Source organism: Sporolactobacillus spathodeae (genome assembly GCF_016908935.1).
GTDB lineage: Bacteria > Bacillota > Bacilli > Bacillales > Sporolactobacillaceae > Sporolactobacillus > Sporolactobacillus spathodeae.
The window spans coordinates 34,750-52,583 of sequence record NZ_JAFBEV010000006.1; the positions used below are offsets into that span (position 1 = coordinate 34,750).

Sequence of the window (17,834 nt, forward strand, 5' to 3'; positions counted from 1 at the left end):
TCCCTTATAACCAATTCTCAATGGTATCCATTACGTCATCCAGCGACTTCAGTGTCATGTTTATGACTATTGCTCCCTCAATTTCAGTACCTTCAATATCAAATGAAATGTACATCAGGACAACGAGATGATAGGCCTCTTCATTGACAAAAGCCTCGGCACGAGCGTTATCCAAAATACCTACCTCAGGAAGCGTGTATTCAACAGGAATATGAATATTATTGCTGAGTTCCCCGATAATCGCGTTCATGAGAATATTTCCGATTTCTTTAATGGTGTCAAAATCGATATCAGTAAAATCCATAACCGCATCCGTGTCATGTTCTTCATGCAAGCAGAGATCAATAAAACGATGCATTTTCTCAGCTGGAAAAACCAGGCTGATCCTTCCTTGAAGCTGACGATCAAATGAAATCGATGAGACCATCACCGCGCCAGCGGCAACATTTTGCAAGAACGCATCAAGTTCTTTTTTCCCCTCTTGCAAATTAAGGATTTTGACGTCCGGAACCTTGAGCACAATTTTTTTGTCAATAATCTCGGAAAGTGTGCTAGCTGCTTGACCGACCCCGATATTAAACAATTCTTTCAGCACATCTTCTTTATTTAAATTCGCGCTCATTGGGCATCATTCCTTATGAGGTTTGCTATCGTTTTCGCCTTTTCTTCATTCAGAGGTTTATTTATGAAAGTCAAAACACCCATTTTATCTATCACTTCGCGTACTTTATGCTGCACGTCGGCAGAAAGAACAATAATTTTTGCATCAATGTCAATCTTCTTTACTTCCTCAATAAGATCCTGACCGCGTAATTTAGGCATAAGAAGATCAATAATCATAAAATCCGGCTTAATCTCTTTATACTTCTCGAGTCCTTCCAAACCATCATCAGCAAAATGCTGAACAGCATCAGGAATGAACTGTTTGATCAGACCGGATGTCACCTTCTGGGAAAACCTCGAGTCGTCGACAATAAGTATATTCATCATTCTATCACCACTTTTCCAATAATGGCTATACGGCGTTTCCGCCACTTGCGAAAGTATAAAGCAACCGAATGCCTCATGACTAAAGTCACAGCAATTGATTTAATTATACATGAATCACCTATGAAAGCACAGAATAAATCGTTTTAAATAAAGAGATCCAGTCAATGAGTTGCTATTTTTTCCAGAGTTTTACATTGGTTGCTGAGGTCGACATAAATTAAACCATGCCCACTGCAAGTTTTTTTTCATGTTGACTGACACATCCGGATTCAACGCAATTTGTTTTGGCCATCGTAGGACGTTAAAATGCCATATAAATCTGGGCGGCGATCGCGGAAGATCCCCCACTCCATCCGCTGAAGCGCCAATGCATCTAAATCAAAAGTTTCAACCAGAATTTCTTCATCCGTTCGCCCAGCTTCCTGAAGCAAGTTTCCTTGTGGTCCGGCAATAAAGGAGGAACCGTAAAAGGTAATTGATGAATCATCGTCCGACTCAGCGCCAATTCGGTTCGAGGCAATAACCGGAATCAGATTCGATGCTGCATGACCAAGCATGCAGGTCTGCCAATGCTGCTTCGAATCAATCGATGAATCGTATGGCTCTGACCCAATTGCCGTCGGATAGAATAATAATTCAGCGCCCATTAACGCCATGCAGCGCGCCGATTCAGGAAACCACTGATCCCAGCAGATACCGACGCCGATTTTTCCATAGCGGGTTTCCCAGACTTTAAAACCGGTATCGCCTGGATTGAAGTAGAATTTCTCCTCATAACCCGGTCCGTCCGGGATGTGGCTTTTTCGATAGACGCCAAGTACCGTTCCATCCGCATCAATCACCGCGATTGAATTGTACAACGCATTGTTCTTCTTCTCATAAAAGCTGATCGGCAGCACCACTTGAAGTTCTTTAGCAATCGGCTGGAAATAGGCAATGGCCTGGTTTGAATCCCGATCGCAGGCCAACTTATAATAGTCAACTTTCTCCTTCTGACAGAAATACGGTGTCTCAAATAATTCCTGCAGCAAGATAATTTGGGCACCTAGTCCCGATGCTGTGCGGATAAGTTTCTCCGCCCGTTTCAAGTTCTCGTCAAGTGACCAAGAGCAGCGCATTTGTGTCGCCGCGACTGTAACCTTTCTCAACGCTTATTTCCTCCTTTGCCAGCAGGCAATTGCTGTGTCGCACAATGCACATTGCCGCCTTCTGAAATGATTGCCGTACCGTCTATCGTCCGAATCCGGCGATTTGGAAACGTGCGACTCAAAATATCGCATGCAGCTTGATCCGTCTCCGCCGCCTCGCCGCCAAATACAGGCAGTATTAGGCCATCATTCACCAGATAAAAATTCATATAGCTTAAAGTCAGACGCTTGCCTCGGTAATAGCGGGCCGGCGGCTGTTGCACGGGAATCACTTCGAGTTTGCGCCCGGCTGCATCGACGGTTTGTTCCAGTATTGCCAAATTTTCCTGGGTCACCGTATAGTTTTCATCGCTTGGGTCTTCGCAAACTTGAATCAATACTTTACCCGGTGCTGCAAAGCAAGCCAAATTATCCACATGGCCATCGGTTTCATCGCCGCTCAGCCCTTTTTTCAGCCAGATGATCTGACGGATAGCCAAATAATCCTTTAATAACGCACTGATCGTCTCTCGTGACTCTTTAGGATTGCGATTCGGATTAAGTAGGCATTGCTCCGTCGTCAGCAATGTGCCTTCACCATCCACATGGATTGAACCGCCTTCAAGAACGAGCGGCGCATTAAAGCGGGGCAGATTGAAGCTATCCAGTAACATACCCGCCAGCCGATCATCACGATCATACGGTGTATATTTCTCGCCCCATGCGTTGAAGCGCCAATTAATTCCGCCCACTTGTCCATCTGCAGCAACAAGAAAAGTTGGCCCATTATCCCGAAACCACGAATCATCATGTGCCATTGACAAAACCCGAACATTTTTCCCCTGATAAATTTTCTCCAGCGTACCTGCCTCTTCTGGATTAGCAAGGATCGTTACTGGCTCAAATTCAGCGATAGCGGAAGCAAATTGTGAATAGCCCGTTGCGACCTGTCGGTAATTCTCTGGAAAACACATCGAACCTCTAACCGGCCAAGCGATGAATGTACACGCGTGACGTTCCCATTCTGCCGGCATTCGAAAATGTAACACTGAAGGAACCATTTCTGTTAAAGCCTCCGTCTTTCCGCCTAACATCGAGGCGCGAACGATTTAAATTTCTTCCTTAAGAATAACGGATTTCTGCTCAGAAGCAAAATCATTTCTCAATCTCGTTTTATTTCATTTATATTACATTAATCTTTCTTTTTTTAATCATTTAGTCATTATCCAGTAACAAAGTCGAAATGTTAGAATTGTACAATAATAAAGTCGAATAAGAAATGATACATAGGAAACAAAAAAATTATTGGCGACTTTTGGCGGAGCGAGGTAAAGACTGAAATGAAAAAATGGCTTATTTCTTGCGGAATTGTCTGTGTGCTCTTTGCAACGTCACTGAATACAGGACATGCGAACTCGGTTTCCGGTTCGAGAATTGTCCAACTCGCGATGACTCATCATGAGCGGTATATGTACGGCAGCACCGATTGTTCCGCGCTTACCCGCAAAGTTTATGGCTCTGTCGGCATTCGTCTGCCGCGCACGTCGCGTCAGCAAGCGAGAGTTGGAAAGCCAGTCAGGATATCTAATTTACGAGCAGGCGATCTCGTCTTTTTCGCAACAGGACGGAGAGGCGTCATCAGTCATGTCGGTATTTATACTGGCAACGGACGGATGATTGACGCGGAGTATAGTGGTGTAAGACAAACCGGTATTTTTACTGGGTCAACCGCGCATTACTGGAAGTCAAAATACATAACCGCTCGTCGCATCCTATGATAATCAATTTGTGCCAATAGCCATTTATCATTTACTGCGAATGTCTCACGTCTTTTCTTGGTTAGTATGCCTTCCTTTTAAGCAAACGTGTACGATGTGTCGCTGCTTTTCTTTTCATTCTTTTAATTCAATCAGCGAATCAGCAAGCGTTGCTGCTGCTTCATAATGGCCTCGAAAAACTTTGTTTTTTCCGTTCCGTTTCGCCTCATAGAGCGCTGCATCACAGGAAACATACAAGGATTCAATAGTCGTTTCCGCGTCTGGCATCAAGGTTAGTAGACCAATACTGATCGAATAACTCAAGGTACCGTTTCCCATCCGGATAATGGCGTGAGAGACAGTCTCTCTCATTTTTTCCGCGAATATACCGGACATCTCTTCATCTGCCCCCGGCAGCAACAGGCAAAATTCATCGCCGCCGAATCGACTGAAAATCATTTCCCCACTTATCAATGAATAAATTCGATTTGCAAGATCCTTGAGCACGAGATCGCCAATTTCATGACCATAAGTATCATTGACTGCTTTAAAATTATCGATATCGAACAACAGAAAAGAAAGCGGTGCATGGGTGCGTTTGCAGCGCTGCAGGTGCTTCACTGTACGTTCAAAGAAGGCACGTCGATTCAACGCTTGTGTCAAATAATCAATCGTCGCTTGACGCGTCAATTTCAATGCAACCATTTCATTTTTAATCATGATAAATCCGGTATTGCTAAGAAAAAAGCCAAGATAGATGCCAAACAGAGAGATTACGCGCATCCATTCAGGACGCAAGGCGATTAGCGACATATTACGAAGCACGTCAAGACATGCAATTGTCCCGGAACAAACAACAATGATTAGAAAGAAAAAGCTCATGACACGGATAAGCGGAGATTCTTTTCTTTTTTTTCTCAAATAAAAGGCTGGAGCCACGACAAAGCTGCCAAATCCTGCTGAAAAATAAGCGAGCAATACATCCGACTGCTGATCCAGCCTCAAGATCCACAGGAAAGTTGCCAAGCCAGCACCAAGTAAGAGTAAGTAGAGTCGCCGCATCAATCGGCGATAGCAATGAATCAATTTCAAAAAAGCGGTAATCTCAAGATAAGCGCCAATAAAAAGCAGCGTATTAACCACCCATAAGATCGACACTTTGTCACTATTTCGTACAAAAAGATAGAAAATCCAGGTTAATGCAAATAAGCATTTAGAAATGAAGAACTGGCGAAGGACGCGATCACGCTGATGACCAGTCCAATAAGCAAAAATAAGAAATGCCATGAGTAAATCACTTGATGAGAGAACAACCAGAAAAGTTCGCACATCCAACATGAGTCAATAACCACCTTGAGACAGTGTGTTTACTTATCGCTGAGCTGTTTCCTGGCTAATTGATCGCCGGATTCATCAAACAGCGGGTGATACCTGGCCCCTGGTCATTCTTTCAGGACCCTGAAAAGTATGAAGAAGACAATAAAATTGAATGAAAAAAATGATATATCGACATTTATTATCTCATTTTCAGTGCTAAAATTGTCACCATTTTACCATAAAAAGTGCAAGTTGCGTCGATTTTCATTCTATTGCCAAACTATCGATTTCTTTACGAATCCGAATAGGAGAAAAACTAGGCTGTCCATCAGAATGCGACTTTTGATCGTCAGACTTATCTTGCCCACACTTCAGTTGCTCGCTTGCCGCGGGGGCTGAAGTTCTCTGAACGATGGCGCATCTTAAGTCTCTATTTTTAGTTTCTCTTAAATCTTATACAATCTTAACGCACACAAAAAACGGGGGATGAACTCCCCCGCAGATCGCTATCTGTCATCTTAACTATTTTTTAAGCCCTCGTGAATTGCCGTGCAAGTTTCTTTAGCAGGACGGAAGTTTAAAGTTAGGCGTGATGCAGAGTTCACCACGTGCTGGAACAGTAGCAGTAGCCGTCGGCGCCATAACTGTAATCGCGTTAAAGTTTTGGGCAACGAAGGCCACACTGCTACCCTCATCCACACGAAGGGTCTGTACAACGACACCGCCAACTGCTGGATCACCTCTCCAGAATCGAACGATAATGTTACTTGAAGGGTTATCCGTGCTACATTCATAGCTAATGGTTCCGGATGCAATCAGCTTGCAGAGCCCTGGGGCTGTGAAGATTACCCTGTCGACATCAAAGGTATTCACTTCCCAGCAACTTTTTAATTGGGTTTCTTCCCGTTCTTGATCGGAACCATCGCAAGTAAAACAAGAGCAGTGAATTTCCTTCTTACTTTCTTCTGAGTGCTTCTCAGAATGTTTGTTACATTTACAACCCATTGACATATTCCTCCCTGAATCTTACTGCCTCTACGGCAATAATAGTAAATTCAAAAGACAGTTTTTTGTATAGGTTGCTGCTCTGATTGAATGAACCAATTACGATAAGATGCTGATAAATGGCTCAGTCCACATTGAAGATTGGATTAATGCACAGTTCACCTTGAGCTGGGGCCATTCCTTTGCGCAGCGTTAGCGTTATCGAATTAAAATCCGACAAGACGAACGATGAGCTGCTACCCTCGTCAACGATAAAACAATCAACGAGACATTCCTTATTCGGTGGCCCCTTGAAAAATTTTACAAGCGCACGGCCTTCCGGCAAATCGGATGCACATTCAAACTTGATCGTTCCAAAAGCTGTCAACGCGCATTCATTCGGAGCTGTAAAGATAACTCTTTCTTTATCCTTTTTATTAACTTGCCAGCAGCTTTTTAATTGGGTTTCCATTTTATTTTCCCGAATCTTTTCCTCGCCATTTGCCGGAAAATAATAGTCCCAACCGCCGGAATGATGTTTCTGATAATCCACCATCAGTAAGGTCCCCTTCCAAGTTAAATGATTCATTACTAGTTAATGATGCAGACCCATAGACTGTATGGTTTTCTGCACAGATCAACCGTCCATTTTTCTATTTGCAGACAAAAGCACAAAAAAACGGAGCGAAACAAACATAGTATAGGACGTTAAAAGATTTCCGGAGGGATACAAAATGTCCTGTAACTGTCACAAGAAATGCGGAAACTGTTGCTGCAGAAACCGCCTAAAGAAATGTAAAGTAAAACATTGCCATTCCTGTTGCTGTCCTTGTTTTGTGTGTGTTCCCTGCCATCCTTGCTGCTGGCCTTGCTGTTCCCATGATTTTCCGGAGCCATGGACACCCTGCCATTGCCATAAAAAACCAAGCCCTTGTCCAACACCTTGTGAACAGGAAAAGCCACATCCTCGCCGCTCATGCTGCTCAGACACGGACGACGATGTCTGCTAAGCGCTTAATGAGAAAAACTTGCGTAGCCCATTTACGCTCCGTCTACTCGCTTGCCGCGAGCGCCGCGCGTCTCCTCAGACAAGCTAGATTCTGCGGGGGCTCACTTGGCTCGCTTTTTACACAATCGCCAGCGCACCTCGCTGCGAAAAACTTATACTTCTTATCTCTAAAAAAAAATCGAAGCAAAAAACATGCTTCGATTTTTTATCTCTTCATTCAGCTGTTTGGTGCTACAAGAAACCGCTCGGCTGTTATTTCTGCGCTTTCCCAATTGCCTTTGTAGCAGCCGCTTCGTCATGGGCGCCATCCTTAACCGCATAACCCGCTGCCGCGGCTGTTTCAATAATTTTTGCCACCCATTTTTCTGATTCATCCGCAAGCTGACCGGCGGCAAACAATTCGCCAACCTTCTGGCAAGCCGGTCCAAAACCGAGTTCCGCAGAAAGGAGCAGCAGATGCAGACTTTGTTCCACATTTTGCTCGACCGTTTCGCCAGCAAATGAACCGGATGCCCGAATTTCAGATAATGTGAAAATCGCTTCCGGATGATTGCGAGCGGCCGCCTCTTCAATCAAGTTGATACCGCGATCGGTATTCTTCTCAACAACATCGCCCTGCCCGAATGCCATGCCAACACGATATAATGCCGGACTATAGCGTTTGGCAGCACTGCGGAACAGATAGTCGAGCGCTTCCTGACCGCTCACATCGAGATCCGCATAGTGACGGTCACGGCTTAAAACCCAGACTTCATACTGCGCCGCAGCCAGAGTCTTTGCGGCTTTCAGCAACCACTTATAAGCACGTTCTTTATTGATATGCGTGTTTTTCAACGTCTTATAACCGAAGCAGTAATATTGATACAGCGCAAATTGTGCTTCAGCAAATCCGGCATTTGCCGCTGCTTTCAAGAGTTTTTTTGCCTGTTCGAGATCTTGTGGCAGATACAGACCATCAAGCAGCAGGTCAGCAATTAAATACATCGCAGGCGCGAAACCGTCATCAACAGCTTTTCTCAAGTAATTGATAGCTTCGCGATGCTCCAACATCATTTCGTTTCCATTGAGGTAATCGTTCATTATCCGAACACTGGCCTCAGCATTGCCTTCACTCGCAAATTGTTCGAGAAGATGGAAGGCCTTATTCTTGTTCTGTTCGAAAAGAATATCTTTATAACGGCCATTATAATAGCTTTGGAAGAGAACGAGCTGAGCTTCCCAATTTTGTTTCTCCGCCGCTTTCTGCAAATAGCTAAGACCTTTGTCATTATCCTTCTCAAGAAGCCGGCCATCAATATATAGATCGCCGAGTCTCGCTTCGGCCGCTGGATCGCCTTGTTCAGCCGCTGCTTTTAGCCATTTAAGCGCGTCGGATTCTTCCATCAGGAATTCATTGCCATTCTCGAAGAACGTCCATAAACGCAAGGCTGCGTCAACATGACCGCCTTCAGCCGACGAGCACAGGTAATAATAAGCCATTTTCTTATCAACTGGGACCCGTTCGCCAAGACAAATTCCTTCATAAAACGCTTTGAAAAGCAGATATTCCGCCTGAGGCGCCTTCTTTTCCGCCGCCGCTTTTAAAATAGATAAATAATCTTTCACCTGTTCCTGTGAAACGAAGACATAATTGCGGGCAAAAGCATCCGCAAGAACGGCGATCGCTTCGGCAGAGCCAGACTCAGCAGCCTCTTTGACGAAAGCGAAAGCTTTTGTCCTATTATAAGCGCTGCCCTGCTGCGTCAACGAGTACTGATAGATCAGCCATTTAGCGACTGTATTCCCCTTATTCGCCAGTTGTTCGCATTTGACAAGCGTTGCGTCGTCAGTGATTCGCTCCGGAAGCTGATTACGCTCAGCTTCTTGCTTTTCAGCAGCTGCCGAAGCAGCACGACCGACGTTATCAATCTGATCGAGCCATTTTTCCGCATCCTCGTTGTTTGCCACTGCGTAACGCGGCTCACTGTAAACTTCATGGATTTTCTTTGCCGCGTCAAGCGAACCAATGTCCACAAGCTCCTTCAGCAGTTCAATTCCCTTATTCAAAATCGATGGATTATCGGCATTCTGATCGATCCAGTAGCCAACTTTTCCAAAACGTTCTTCTGCGGGCAGACCGCTTTTCAGATAGACTTCCATGCCATGATTCGTTAAAATGTCGAGGCTACCGCGCTTTGTGCCGATCAATGTCAGATTCTGATGATTCAGGACTTCCCCAGTTGTTTCATTTTCCAGAACGACATTCACCGAAACGAGATCGCCGTAATGCAAGACTGGGAAAACGGAATAAGGCATATTGATCTGCATCCGATCCTGTCGCATAGCAAGGACGAAATCAAGGTCGCCGTCTTCACTTATGTATGTAGGACGTGTCTCCGGTATTTCATCAATATGAACGAGCTGATGCGCCGGTTCCAGATAAATCTGAACAGTAACTGCACGATGGCGCTTAATCTTACGCGAAGCTAGTTGGCCAAGCGCCTGAAAAGTCAGTGTTAATTCGGACTGGTCGTCCGTATTTTCGAGATCAACATCAAACAATTGATTTTCTGATAAATTCTCCATAACGTCTCTCCTCTTCCCAATCGAATCATACGAAAGTAGATGGCACGCACCTACCCTCTAAAGATAAATCCGTTTGCTAACCTACTTTTCATTCTAGTAGATTGCAAAAAAAATGGTATCCGCCAAATCACATACACAAATTGGCAGTTTCTATGAACGGTGACCTATTTTATACAAATAAACGTATCAAACGTCGATTCCAGCGACTTTTTGTCCGGTTATTAAGTTGCAAACAACGGTTTCTTTTAATCGTACTGTAATGAAATTGTTGCCAGGAAGAAAAACGAGCACGCGATTAAATATTCGGTTCTCTATAGTGACAATGTGGGCGCCTGAATTCCAGTTGTTTTATGTCAATTATAGCCCAAGCCAATATATTAGGTCTAATAGATTAGTCTCTATTACCCTTATAGCTAAATAAAAGGCTTTGTTAATATATTTTGTTGTATTTAATCGTTTATTACCATGTGTTCGCTTGCCGCGGGCGCACCGCGAGCCTCCTCGTACAGGCAAAAGTCTGCGGGGTCTCGCCGGCACGCTGTTCCCGCAGGCGTCTCACACATTGCCTTTGGGTCAGAAAAAACAACATTAAATTTAAACATAGCTAAATAAAAAGATGTCTATTTAAGTGACACGATCTGGTAACTCTTTAATTGTCTGAAAAAAGAAAAGCCAATTTCTTTCATTCGAAAATCTTTCGTTTTATTATAGTTACTGGAAACGTTTTTACATATGGAGGGATTGGCATGAAAAATGTAACCATCGGCAGCAATCAAGTGCCGGCAGTCGTCCAGGGCTGCATGCGTATCAAAGATCTGAGCGAGGATCAGATCGAACGGCTGATCGAGGCGGATCTAGAGAACGGGATTACTTTCTTTGACCACGCCGACTGCTACACCAACGGTCTCTGTGAGGAAAAATTCGGCAAGGTGCTCGCGAAGCACAAAGACTTGCGTGATAAAATCACGCTGCAAACCAAATGTGGCATCGTTCATGGCCCGGAATATACGTATTATGATTTTTCAAAGGATCATCTGCTTGAGACGGTGAATGCCAGCCTGAAACGTTTGCAGACGGACCATCTCGATTATCTGTTGCTGCACCGTCCGGATGCATTGGTGGAACCAGAGGAAGTTGCCGAAGCATTTGATCGGCTCCATCAAGAAGGGAAAGTGCTCCACTTCGGCGTCAGCAATCAGAATCCAGCACAAATTGAATTACTGAAAAAAGCAATGAAACAGCCGTTTGAAGTCAATCAGTTGCAGTTCAGCATTATGGCGACAGGAATGGTGGACCAAGGCATCAATGTCAACATGACCGTTGACGCGTCATCGGATCGTGACGGCAGTATTCTCGATTATTGCCGGCTGCACGGCATCACCGTTCAGGCATGGTCACCGTTCCAATACGGGTTCTTCGAAGGCGTCTTCCTCGATAATCCGAAATTCCCGAAACTGAATAAAAAAGTCAATGAATTAGCAGCTAAATATGAGGTCACAAATAATGCAATTGCTGTCGCCTGGATTCTGCGCCATCCAGCGGAAATGCAGGTAATACTTGGCACAACAAACCTGACACGGGTTGCGGAATCGGCAAAAGGTGCCGATATCACACTGACACGTCAGGAATGGTACGAGGTTTATCTGGCAGCAGGCAATAAATTGCCTTGATGGCATATTTGCACGGAGAACGCGGCGAATTTCGAAATCCACCGTGTTTTTTTTTGTGTTTGAAAATATTAGAAGACTATTGGCTGCATACAGAAAAAAATCAATTGCCACTTACGGGGCTCGCTATACACCGTTGATCCGTGCGCTTCTTAGCAACCAGCTTTTGGAAACTCGGAACTCACCAAACTCGCCAATGCTTATCGTGACGCAAAGTAGATTCCTATTAAATAATGATTGATTATGCACCCGATCAACTCTTAAAATAGAAAGATCAATAAATCAAGGAGTCTTCCCATCTATGAGCCTGAAAAATTTTCTGCTATTGAATCTGCTTGCTGCTTTGTGGGGTGGATCATTTCTCTTTATGCGTGTCGCCGCACCTGTTCTGGGCCCTTCGCTATTAATCGAATTGCGCGTGCTGCTTGCCGGACTCTTTTTATTCATTTATGCCTACGCCGTCCACCAGGCGCCGAACTTCAGAAAAATTTGGCCGCGGTATATTCTTTTAGGTGCTATCAACGCAGGGGTTCCTTTTACGCTGATTGCCTCTTCGGAATTGCATTTGTCCGCCTCTGTCTCGTCCATTCTAAATGCGACGACGCCTTTATTTGCTGTCATCATCGCCCGGCTGTGGCTAAAGGAAAAATTCACCTTTAAGAAGATTGCTGGCATTTTCCTCGGAATTGCTGGCGTGTCCGTTCTCGTCGGCGGCTTCCACGGCAACGGATCATCGCTGCTTATTTTGTCAGTACTTTTTTCTCTGCTGGCTGCGCTCTGCTACGGAATAGGTGGCGTCTATGCCAAGTCCCATTTTGCCGGAGAACCGGCATTAACTCTTGGGATCGGTCAACAGCTCGGCGCCGCGCTCGTCCTGCTTCCCTTTTCTCTGCCAGATAGCGGACATCTTCAGGCGCTCGCATCGCCTGTCCTTTTATTTTCCGTACTCGCCCTAGCCATTTTGTGTACATCAATCGGCTATCTGATCTATTTTTATCTCATTCGTCAAGTAGGTCCGACGCAGACACTGAGCGTTACGCTCCTTGTCTCGGTCTACGGCGTTATTTGGGGGGCGCTCTTCCTCAGAGAACATCTGTCACTTAACACATTTGCGGGGATGCTGATTATTCTCAGCAGCATGGTGCTGATCACCGGAATAAAGATCACTGCACCGCTAAATCGGATCATGAGACGGGCAGGCTGAATCTCCACAATAACTGCACAATCAACCTAAGCCACAAAATGCTTGGTCTGTTCGAGGAGGCTCACGGTACGTCCGCGTCAAGCGAGCATATAGCCCATAAATGTTTAACAACAACAGACTTTAAAAAGCACCTTTAGATAAGAATAGCAAAGACGGCATTCACCATTGTGGATGAATCCCGTCTTTTTTTGATGCCTTTGATGGTCTTGAATCGCTTGTCATTGGATGCGCGTATTCTATCAGAAACGTTCCTCAGTCAAATAATGATAAGCCCAGACTGTTACCGATCAATCATTCTTTTTCTAAAAAATTTATTGATTCTGAAGCAATTTTTTCTCGCTTGGCAAAAGCAAGCAGAGCGCCGCAGCGGCAAGCGGCAGGAACGCGAGAAAATTAAAAATCGTATACACACCGAACTGATCGGAAAGCCAGCCAATCATCGTTGCACCAATTCCCCCGGCGCCGATACCGAAACCGACCATCAGGCCAGAGACAAGGCCAATATTTTTTGGAAACATCATCTGCCCGTAAACCACCGTGACAGCAAATGAAGACAGAACGAAGAATCCGAAGAGAAAAAGTACAATGATCGATAAGACGCCGTGGACATGTGGCAGAATCCAGGCGAATGGTACAGTGATAGCCATGGAGACGAGGAGCAGCCATTTCCGGCTGATTCGATCGGAGAAACGACCGCCAATTAAAGTGCCGACCGCGCCGGCAAATAAAAAGATGAATGTGAGCAAATCGCCGTGTTTTAATGAAAAACCTTGATGCAGATAAAGAAACGGCAGAAAACCGGCGACACCAATCTGCGTCCAGGAGCGCAGGATGACGACCCCTGTCAGCAACATCAAACCAGCCAAATGGTTGCGCCCTTTAATTGTTTTCTTACGCGCCTCGTTTTGCACGAGGCTCTGTTTATACCATGGCAAAATCGACAGAACAAGTGCCAGGCCAACTACCGTTGCTAAGCTGAACCAACCGAGACCACGGAGTCCGGTTGCAATCAGAAAAAGTGGCAAGAGCAGTACGCCAACCGACTGGCCGAAATTGCCGCCAACTTGAAAAATAGCCTGCGCCATTCCGCGAGCCGTACCGGCCGCCATATAGGCACCGCGACTGGCTTCAGGATGAAAAATGCCAGACCCGATCCCCGAAATTCCGATCAAGATTAGCAGCAGCCAGTAGGCGGACGCAAATCCAGAGGCTGTGAGTCCGAAACCGGTCAGACAGATGCCAATCGGTAGGAACCAAGATTTCGGTTTTTTATCTGTAATTACGCCGAATAGTGGCTGTGAAATTGACGAAGTAATCATTGAGACGAACAAAATAAGTCCTGCCTGCAGATAACTCAGATGAAATGTACTTTTATAAAGCGGCAACAGAGCAGGCACGATCCCGGTCGTCATGACATCGTTGAGAAAGTGGGTCGCGCTCAGGAAAAACAATTCCCGCTTTGCTCCGAGCCGGCGCACCGGTACTTCATGTGCCCTGTTTAAAGCAAGATTCATGAAAGAGAGCCCCCTGTCAATTAAATATTGTTCGTTGCCCGTGTGAGTGAATAAATTTATACTAACACTTGAGATGCATCGGGGCATGCAATATACTGCTTTTCACCCGCACAATTTTGATTGAAGGAGATCACATGCAGAAAAACGAGGCCAATCATTATCTGAAACCACGTCCCCCTGTTCATGCCTATCTTGATATTACAAAACGTGATCATTCTGGGAGTGGGCTGACTTTTAAAGAGAATTGGCACGAGGAAATGCAATTTTATTATATTTGCAAAGGTTCCGCGCTTTTGCGCTGCGAATCCGTCGCCGTCGAATTAGCAGCCGGGGACATTGGCATTATTAACAGCAATGAACTTCATTCTCTGATTAACACCGGCAGAAAATTATCCTGCTACATTATCCGTCTCGACACCGCATTGCTTTTGAATCAAACAAGTTCCGATTATTATAGCTCGCTTCTCGCACGGCAGCTGATTGCCTTTAAACATTTGGCACGCCATGATCAACGATTGGTTCAGATTCTACGAACAATTTTGACCGAGGACGAGAAGCGTCAATCTGGTTTTGAATTGGCAATCCAAGCAGCCGTCTTGCATCTGTTGGCAGAACTTGTCCGCCATTATCTCGCAAGAATCTATACACCTGAACGTCTGGAAACACGGCTCAATAGCATGCATCAATTGAAACGCGTCATCACGTCAATTGATGCACATTATCAAGAACCACTTTCTGTCAGTGAACTTGCGCGCCAAGCCCTGATGAGTGAATCTCACTTTTGCCGCACGTTCAAGAAAATTTACGGCCAAACGCTTGTACACTATATTAATACCTTGCGTCTTGAAAAAGCGGAAGAATTGCTTCGTGATCCCGCGACAACGATTACCGAAGTAGCGCTATCCGTTGGGTTCAGTGATGCCAATTATTTCAGCCGTCTCTTCAAACGTGAAAAAGGAATTGCCCCGCAAAAGTTTAAAAAACAACTACTGGGCACAAAAAGCCAATGAGATAAAAGTAACCGAATCCACTCGTTACATTTTACCTTGAGGTATTTTTGTGCGAAAAACTTTCTTTCTTTTCTCTCAAAAAAAAGCCTTGGGATTCGCTCCCAGGCTTTTGCATTTTTCATTATACCCATTTACTAATTTGTTCGACGTCTAGCCGGATTGATTCAAAACCTTTTTCGGCGGGTTTGCCGATGGCAATTAGTACAAGTGACAGATAGCGCTCCTTATTGAAACCGAACGCCTCGCCGAAGTGGTCCTTGTCAAACCCGCCAAGTGGACAGGTTTCATAACCGTGTGCGCGGGCGACCAGCATCAATTGCATCGCAGCGAGCGCCGAATTAAATGAAACATCGGTCAGACGTGTGTCACGAGGCATGGATGAATAGAGACTTGCAATCAGTTTAACTTCCCTTGAGCGTACCTCCTCAGGCATTAATCCTTCCGAGACGGCCATATCATAAATGGTGTCTTTGTATTCAGAGGCCTGTAGATCGCCGAGGACAGCAACCATGGCTGCGCAGCTATCAAGCAATTTCGGATCATTAAAGAACAGCGGTCGCAATTTCTTCTTCGCTTCATCACTTTCGATGACCAAGAAGCGCCATGGCTGTAAATTCAATGCGGAAGGTGCCCGACCCGCTTCTTGAAGCATCTGCTTCATTTCTGACCGATCAATTTTTTGAGAAGAATCGAAGCTTCGAATGGATTTGCGTTCGGTAATTACTTTTAGAAATTCACCGTTCATAGGGATATACCCTCCTTTCCCCATCTTCAGTACTGTTACCACTTTATCATTATACTTCCGGAGTGATGGATTAATCGGTGGATTTGTCCAACTCTTTGTGAATCTTTTCCATCAAAGTATTGACTAAAATTTGGCTTAGCTAAGTCCTCAAATTTGCTTAGCGTTGTCTTTTGGGGCAGAACAGCACCATTATATAGGACATAGACTTCCGATAAGAAAAAACGATTGGATGCATGGATGTTTGCCGCCCATCCATACTAAGTGTAGGAGGTGCCGCTGTTGTTTCCTATCTGGATCGCCGCACTTATGCTTTTCCAATCTACCTTTTCTTCAACTGACCTGACATTGGTTGATCACGGACGGACAATCGCCGTTCTTCATCGATCAGATATTGCCTTGATGGAGCCCGGCCCTCCAATTCTTGATGAGCAGAAAATACAGCGATTATCCCTCTGGATTAACAAAAAAGTAGAACGGCCACCCGTCAACGCAGCAATTGCCCCAAGCGACAGCATCACAGCCGGAAAAAGTGGCCAACGACTTTATCAAGCCGTCTTCAAAAACCGCCTGATCCAAGCTTTTTATTCGAAAAAGTCAACGCGCGTCAATATTCCGCTCCTTACGACACAGCCAAAAGTGGATAGCGAACTACTCGGCCAGATCCGCACCGAACAAATCAGCAGCTATAGCACGCGGTTCAATCCCGCCAACGAAAGCCGGGCAAATAATATTTTTCTTGCAACTCAGGCATTAAACAGCACTGTTGTTTTTCCTGGGGAAACCTTTTCGTTTAATCAAACAGTCGGACAGCGCACCACAGGCAAGGGCTACCGTGTAGCCAAAATTATCGTTCGTGGTGAATATTCGGAGGGAATCGGCGGTGGTATCTGTCAAGTGTCCTCCACATTGTTCAACGCAGCGGACAAAGCGGGTCTGCAAATTGTTCAGCGTTTCTCGCATAGCAAGCACGTTTCTTATGTTCCCCCAGGCCGCGATGCCACAGTGAGTTGGTATGGTCCTGATTTTCAATTTCGAAACAATTACAACCAGCCGATTCTCATTCGCGGGAAAAGCGGCAACGGTTTTCTTACACTTGCGCTTTATTCATCGGATGTCATTAAGCTTGCACCGAAGCGCGTCCCAAGTCCGCCGGCAAATCCCCCGAAAGAAACGCGTGACAAAAGCGAACGTGCAGAGTAACTGGCTACTTTTGCCTTTTTTATCATGGTTTTGTGTACTTGTTATTTTATTCCCCCATGTGCTATGGCTTGCGCTCGCTTTCCCCACAGAGATGCCTTGATCTAGATTTTGCGGTTCACTCGATTCGAGCAGAACCTTTATAATAGAAGAAGGGCTTGACACGTCTGACGGGTGTGGCAGGTCAAAACCGTTTGACACAATCAGGGGCTGACACAATGAACGGATTTCAAATTTTTTTCGGCGATATTACGACTATCCACGCGGACGCAATTGTGAATGCTGCGAATACGACACTACTTGGAGGCGGTGGTGTCGATGGCGCGATCCACTGTGCGGCGGGGCCAGACTTACTCAAAGCATGTCGGACGCTTCATGGTTGCCAAACCGGTGAGGCAAAAATAACAAAAGGCTATCGCCTTCCGGCAACATACGTGATTCACACGCCAGGTCCAATTTGGCAGGGCGGCAGCTGCGGCGAAGCAGACTTGCTTAAGAACAGTTATCAAAACAGCTTGAAACTTGCGGAAGCGTATCATTGCCATACCGTTGCATTTCCTTCAATCAGCACCGGTGTCTACCATTTCCCGTTAGAGAAGGCCGCGCCGATAGCTTGCCAAACGATACGTGATTTTCTCAAATCGTCCAAGCATGTGACCGAGGTTTTCATGGTTTGTTTCGATGATGAAACAAAAGCAGCCTATGAAAAAGCGGACGCCGCTATCCAGCAAATTGACGAATAGCGAGC

General features: G+C 45.4%; 16 protein-coding genes. 6 read left to right on the top strand and 10 right to left on the bottom strand.

The window, feature by feature from the left end:
- Positions 1 to 4: 4 nt before the first annotated feature.
- The 4 genes from JOC27_RS04585 to JOC27_RS04600 all read right to left on the bottom strand — a co-directional run bounded on the left by JOC27_RS04585 (position 5) and on the right by JOC27_RS04600 (position 3,178).
- Positions 5 to 622 (bottom strand): chemotaxis protein CheC, encoded by a 618-nt coding sequence (locus JOC27_RS04585; RefSeq protein ID WP_205005838.1) that lies wholly within the window; start codon positions 620 to 622, stop codon positions 5 to 7.
- Positions 619 to 990 (bottom strand): response regulator, encoded by a 372-nt coding sequence (locus JOC27_RS04590; protein WP_205005839.1) that lies wholly within the window; start codon positions 988 to 990, stop codon positions 619 to 621. The genes JOC27_RS04585 and JOC27_RS04590 overlap by 4 nt, the downstream gene beginning before the upstream one ends.
- A 269-nt stretch (positions 991 to 1,259) precedes the next feature.
- Entirely contained in the window at positions 1,260 to 2,138 is an 879-nt protein-coding gene (gene aguB / locus JOC27_RS04595; protein ID WP_205005840.1) for an N-carbamoylputrescine amidase, read from the bottom strand.
- Positions 2,135 to 3,178, bottom strand: a complete 1,044-nt coding sequence (locus JOC27_RS04600; RefSeq protein ID WP_205005841.1) for an agmatine deiminase family protein — start codon at positions 3,176 to 3,178, stop codon at positions 2,135 to 2,137. Before JOC27_RS04600 ends, aguB begins: the two co-directional genes overlap by 4 nt.
- Before the next feature lie 279 nt (positions 3,179 to 3,457).
- Between JOC27_RS04600 and JOC27_RS04605 the strand changes: the two genes are divergently transcribed.
- The gene (locus tag JOC27_RS04605) at positions 3,458 to 3,895 is read left to right on the top strand and encodes a C40 family peptidase (RefSeq protein WP_205005842.1); all 438 of its coding nucleotides are present in this window, start codon (positions 3,458 to 3,460) and stop codon (positions 3,893 to 3,895) included.
- A gap of 114 nt (positions 3,896 to 4,009) precedes the next feature.
- On the opposite strand, the gene JOC27_RS04610 is transcribed toward JOC27_RS04605, so the two are convergent.
- The 4 genes from JOC27_RS04610 to JOC27_RS04625 all read right to left on the bottom strand — a co-directional run bounded on the left by JOC27_RS04610 (position 4,010) and on the right by JOC27_RS04625 (position 9,749).
- Entirely contained in the window at positions 4,010 to 5,212 is a 1,203-nt protein-coding gene (locus tag JOC27_RS04610) for a GGDEF domain-containing protein (protein WP_205005843.1), read from the bottom strand.
- 540 nt (positions 5,213 to 5,752) lie between these two features.
- Positions 5,753 to 6,196 carry an S-Ena type endospore appendage gene (locus tag JOC27_RS04615; protein ID WP_205005844.1) on the bottom strand — a complete coding sequence of 148 codons (444 nt, stop codon included), beginning with the start codon at positions 6,194 to 6,196 and terminating at the stop codon, positions 5,753 to 5,755.
- A 124-nt stretch (positions 6,197 to 6,320) separates the two neighbouring features.
- Positions 6,321 to 6,731, bottom strand: coding sequence for an S-Ena type endospore appendage (locus JOC27_RS04620; RefSeq protein ID WP_205005845.1), 411 nt, complete (start codon positions 6,729 to 6,731; stop codon positions 6,321 to 6,323).
- 705 nt (positions 6,732 to 7,436) lie between these two features.
- A complete protein-coding gene (locus tag JOC27_RS04625) occupies positions 7,437 to 9,749 on the bottom strand; it encodes a tetratricopeptide repeat protein (protein ID WP_205005846.1) in 2,313 nt (770 codons plus the stop codon).
- A gap of 746 nt (positions 9,750 to 10,495) precedes the next feature.
- Here JOC27_RS04625 and JOC27_RS04630 point away from each other — a divergent pair.
- Positions 10,496 to 11,419, top strand: coding sequence for an aldo/keto reductase (locus JOC27_RS04630; RefSeq protein WP_205005847.1), 924 nt, complete (start codon positions 10,496 to 10,498; stop codon positions 11,417 to 11,419).
- A gap of 298 nt (positions 11,420 to 11,717) precedes the next feature.
- Positions 11,718 to 12,620, top strand: coding sequence for a DMT family transporter (locus JOC27_RS04635; protein ID WP_205005848.1), 903 nt, complete (start codon positions 11,718 to 11,720; stop codon positions 12,618 to 12,620).
- A gap of 311 nt (positions 12,621 to 12,931) precedes the next feature.
- Here the strand turns inward: JOC27_RS04635 and JOC27_RS04640 are convergent, their stop codons facing one another.
- Positions 12,932 to 14,134 (bottom strand): MFS transporter, encoded by a 1,203-nt coding sequence (locus JOC27_RS04640; RefSeq protein WP_205005849.1) that lies wholly within the window; start codon positions 14,132 to 14,134, stop codon positions 12,932 to 12,934.
- Between the two features lie 134 nt (positions 14,135 to 14,268).
- Between JOC27_RS04640 and JOC27_RS04645 the strand changes: the two genes are divergently transcribed.
- On the top strand, positions 14,269 to 15,144 hold the full coding sequence (locus JOC27_RS04645; RefSeq protein WP_205005850.1) for a helix-turn-helix domain-containing protein: 876 nt from the start codon (positions 14,269 to 14,271) through the stop codon (positions 15,142 to 15,144).
- Between the two features lie 121 nt (positions 15,145 to 15,265).
- On the opposite strand, the gene JOC27_RS04650 is transcribed toward JOC27_RS04645, so the two are convergent.
- Positions 15,266 to 15,889, bottom strand: coding sequence for a nitroreductase family protein (locus JOC27_RS04650; RefSeq protein ID WP_205005851.1), 624 nt, complete (start codon positions 15,887 to 15,889; stop codon positions 15,266 to 15,268).
- Positions 15,890 to 16,168: 279 nt separating this feature from the next.
- Here JOC27_RS04650 and JOC27_RS04655 point away from each other — a divergent pair, with 279 nt between their 5' ends.
- Both JOC27_RS04655 and JOC27_RS04660 read left to right on the top strand, forming a co-directional pair.
- Positions 16,169 to 17,089 carry a VanW family protein gene (locus JOC27_RS04655; RefSeq protein ID WP_239529738.1) on the top strand — a complete coding sequence of 307 codons (921 nt, stop codon included), beginning with the start codon at positions 16,169 to 16,171 and terminating at the stop codon, positions 17,087 to 17,089.
- A 215-nt stretch (positions 17,090 to 17,304) separates the two neighbouring features.
- Positions 17,305 to 17,829, top strand: coding sequence for an O-acetyl-ADP-ribose deacetylase (locus JOC27_RS04660; protein ID WP_205005852.1), 525 nt, complete (start codon positions 17,305 to 17,307; stop codon positions 17,827 to 17,829).
- Positions 17,830 to 17,834: the final 5 nt, after the last annotated feature.

Coding starts and splice junctions, on each gene's coding strand:
- JOC27_RS04585 (WP_205005838.1), bottom strand. CDS start 622: ATGAGCGCGAATTTAAATAAAGAAGATGTGCTGAAAGAATTGTTTAAT.
- JOC27_RS04590 (WP_205005839.1), bottom strand. CDS start 990: ATGATGAATATACTTATTGTCGACGACTCGAGGTTTTCCCAGAAGGTG.
- JOC27_RS04600 (WP_205005841.1), bottom strand. CDS start 3,178: ATGGTTCCTTCAGTGTTACATTTTCGAATGCCGGCAGAATGGGAACGT.
- JOC27_RS04605 (WP_205005842.1), top strand. CDS start 3,458: ATGAAAAAATGGCTTATTTCTTGCGGAATTGTCTGTGTGCTCTTTGCA.
- JOC27_RS04610 (WP_205005843.1), bottom strand. CDS start 5,212: ATGTTGGATGTGCGAACTTTTCTGGTTGTTCTCTCATCAAGTGATTTA.
- JOC27_RS04615 (WP_205005844.1), bottom strand. CDS start 6,196: ATGGGTTGTAAATGTAACAAACATTCTGAGAAGCACTCAGAAGAAAGT.
- JOC27_RS04620 (WP_205005845.1), bottom strand. CDS start 6,731: ATGGTGGATTATCAGAAACATCATTCCGGCGGTTGGGACTATTATTTT.
- JOC27_RS04625 (WP_205005846.1), bottom strand. CDS start 9,749: ATGGAGAATTTATCAGAAAATCAATTGTTTGATGTTGATCTCGAAAAT.
- JOC27_RS04630 (WP_205005847.1), top strand. CDS start 10,496: ATGAAAAATGTAACCATCGGCAGCAATCAAGTGCCGGCAGTCGTCCAG.
- JOC27_RS04635 (WP_205005848.1), top strand. CDS start 11,718: ATGAGCCTGAAAAATTTTCTGCTATTGAATCTGCTTGCTGCTTTGTGG.
- JOC27_RS04640 (WP_205005849.1), bottom strand. CDS start 14,134: ATGAATCTTGCTTTAAACAGGGCACATGAAGTACCGGTGCGCCGGCTC.
- JOC27_RS04645 (WP_205005850.1), top strand. CDS start 14,269: ATGCAGAAAAACGAGGCCAATCATTATCTGAAACCACGTCCCCCTGTT.
- JOC27_RS04650 (WP_205005851.1), bottom strand. CDS start 15,889: ATGAACGGTGAATTTCTAAAAGTAATTACCGAACGCAAATCCATTCGA.
- JOC27_RS04660 (WP_205005852.1), top strand. CDS start 17,305: ATGAACGGATTTCAAATTTTTTTCGGCGATATTACGACTATCCACGCG.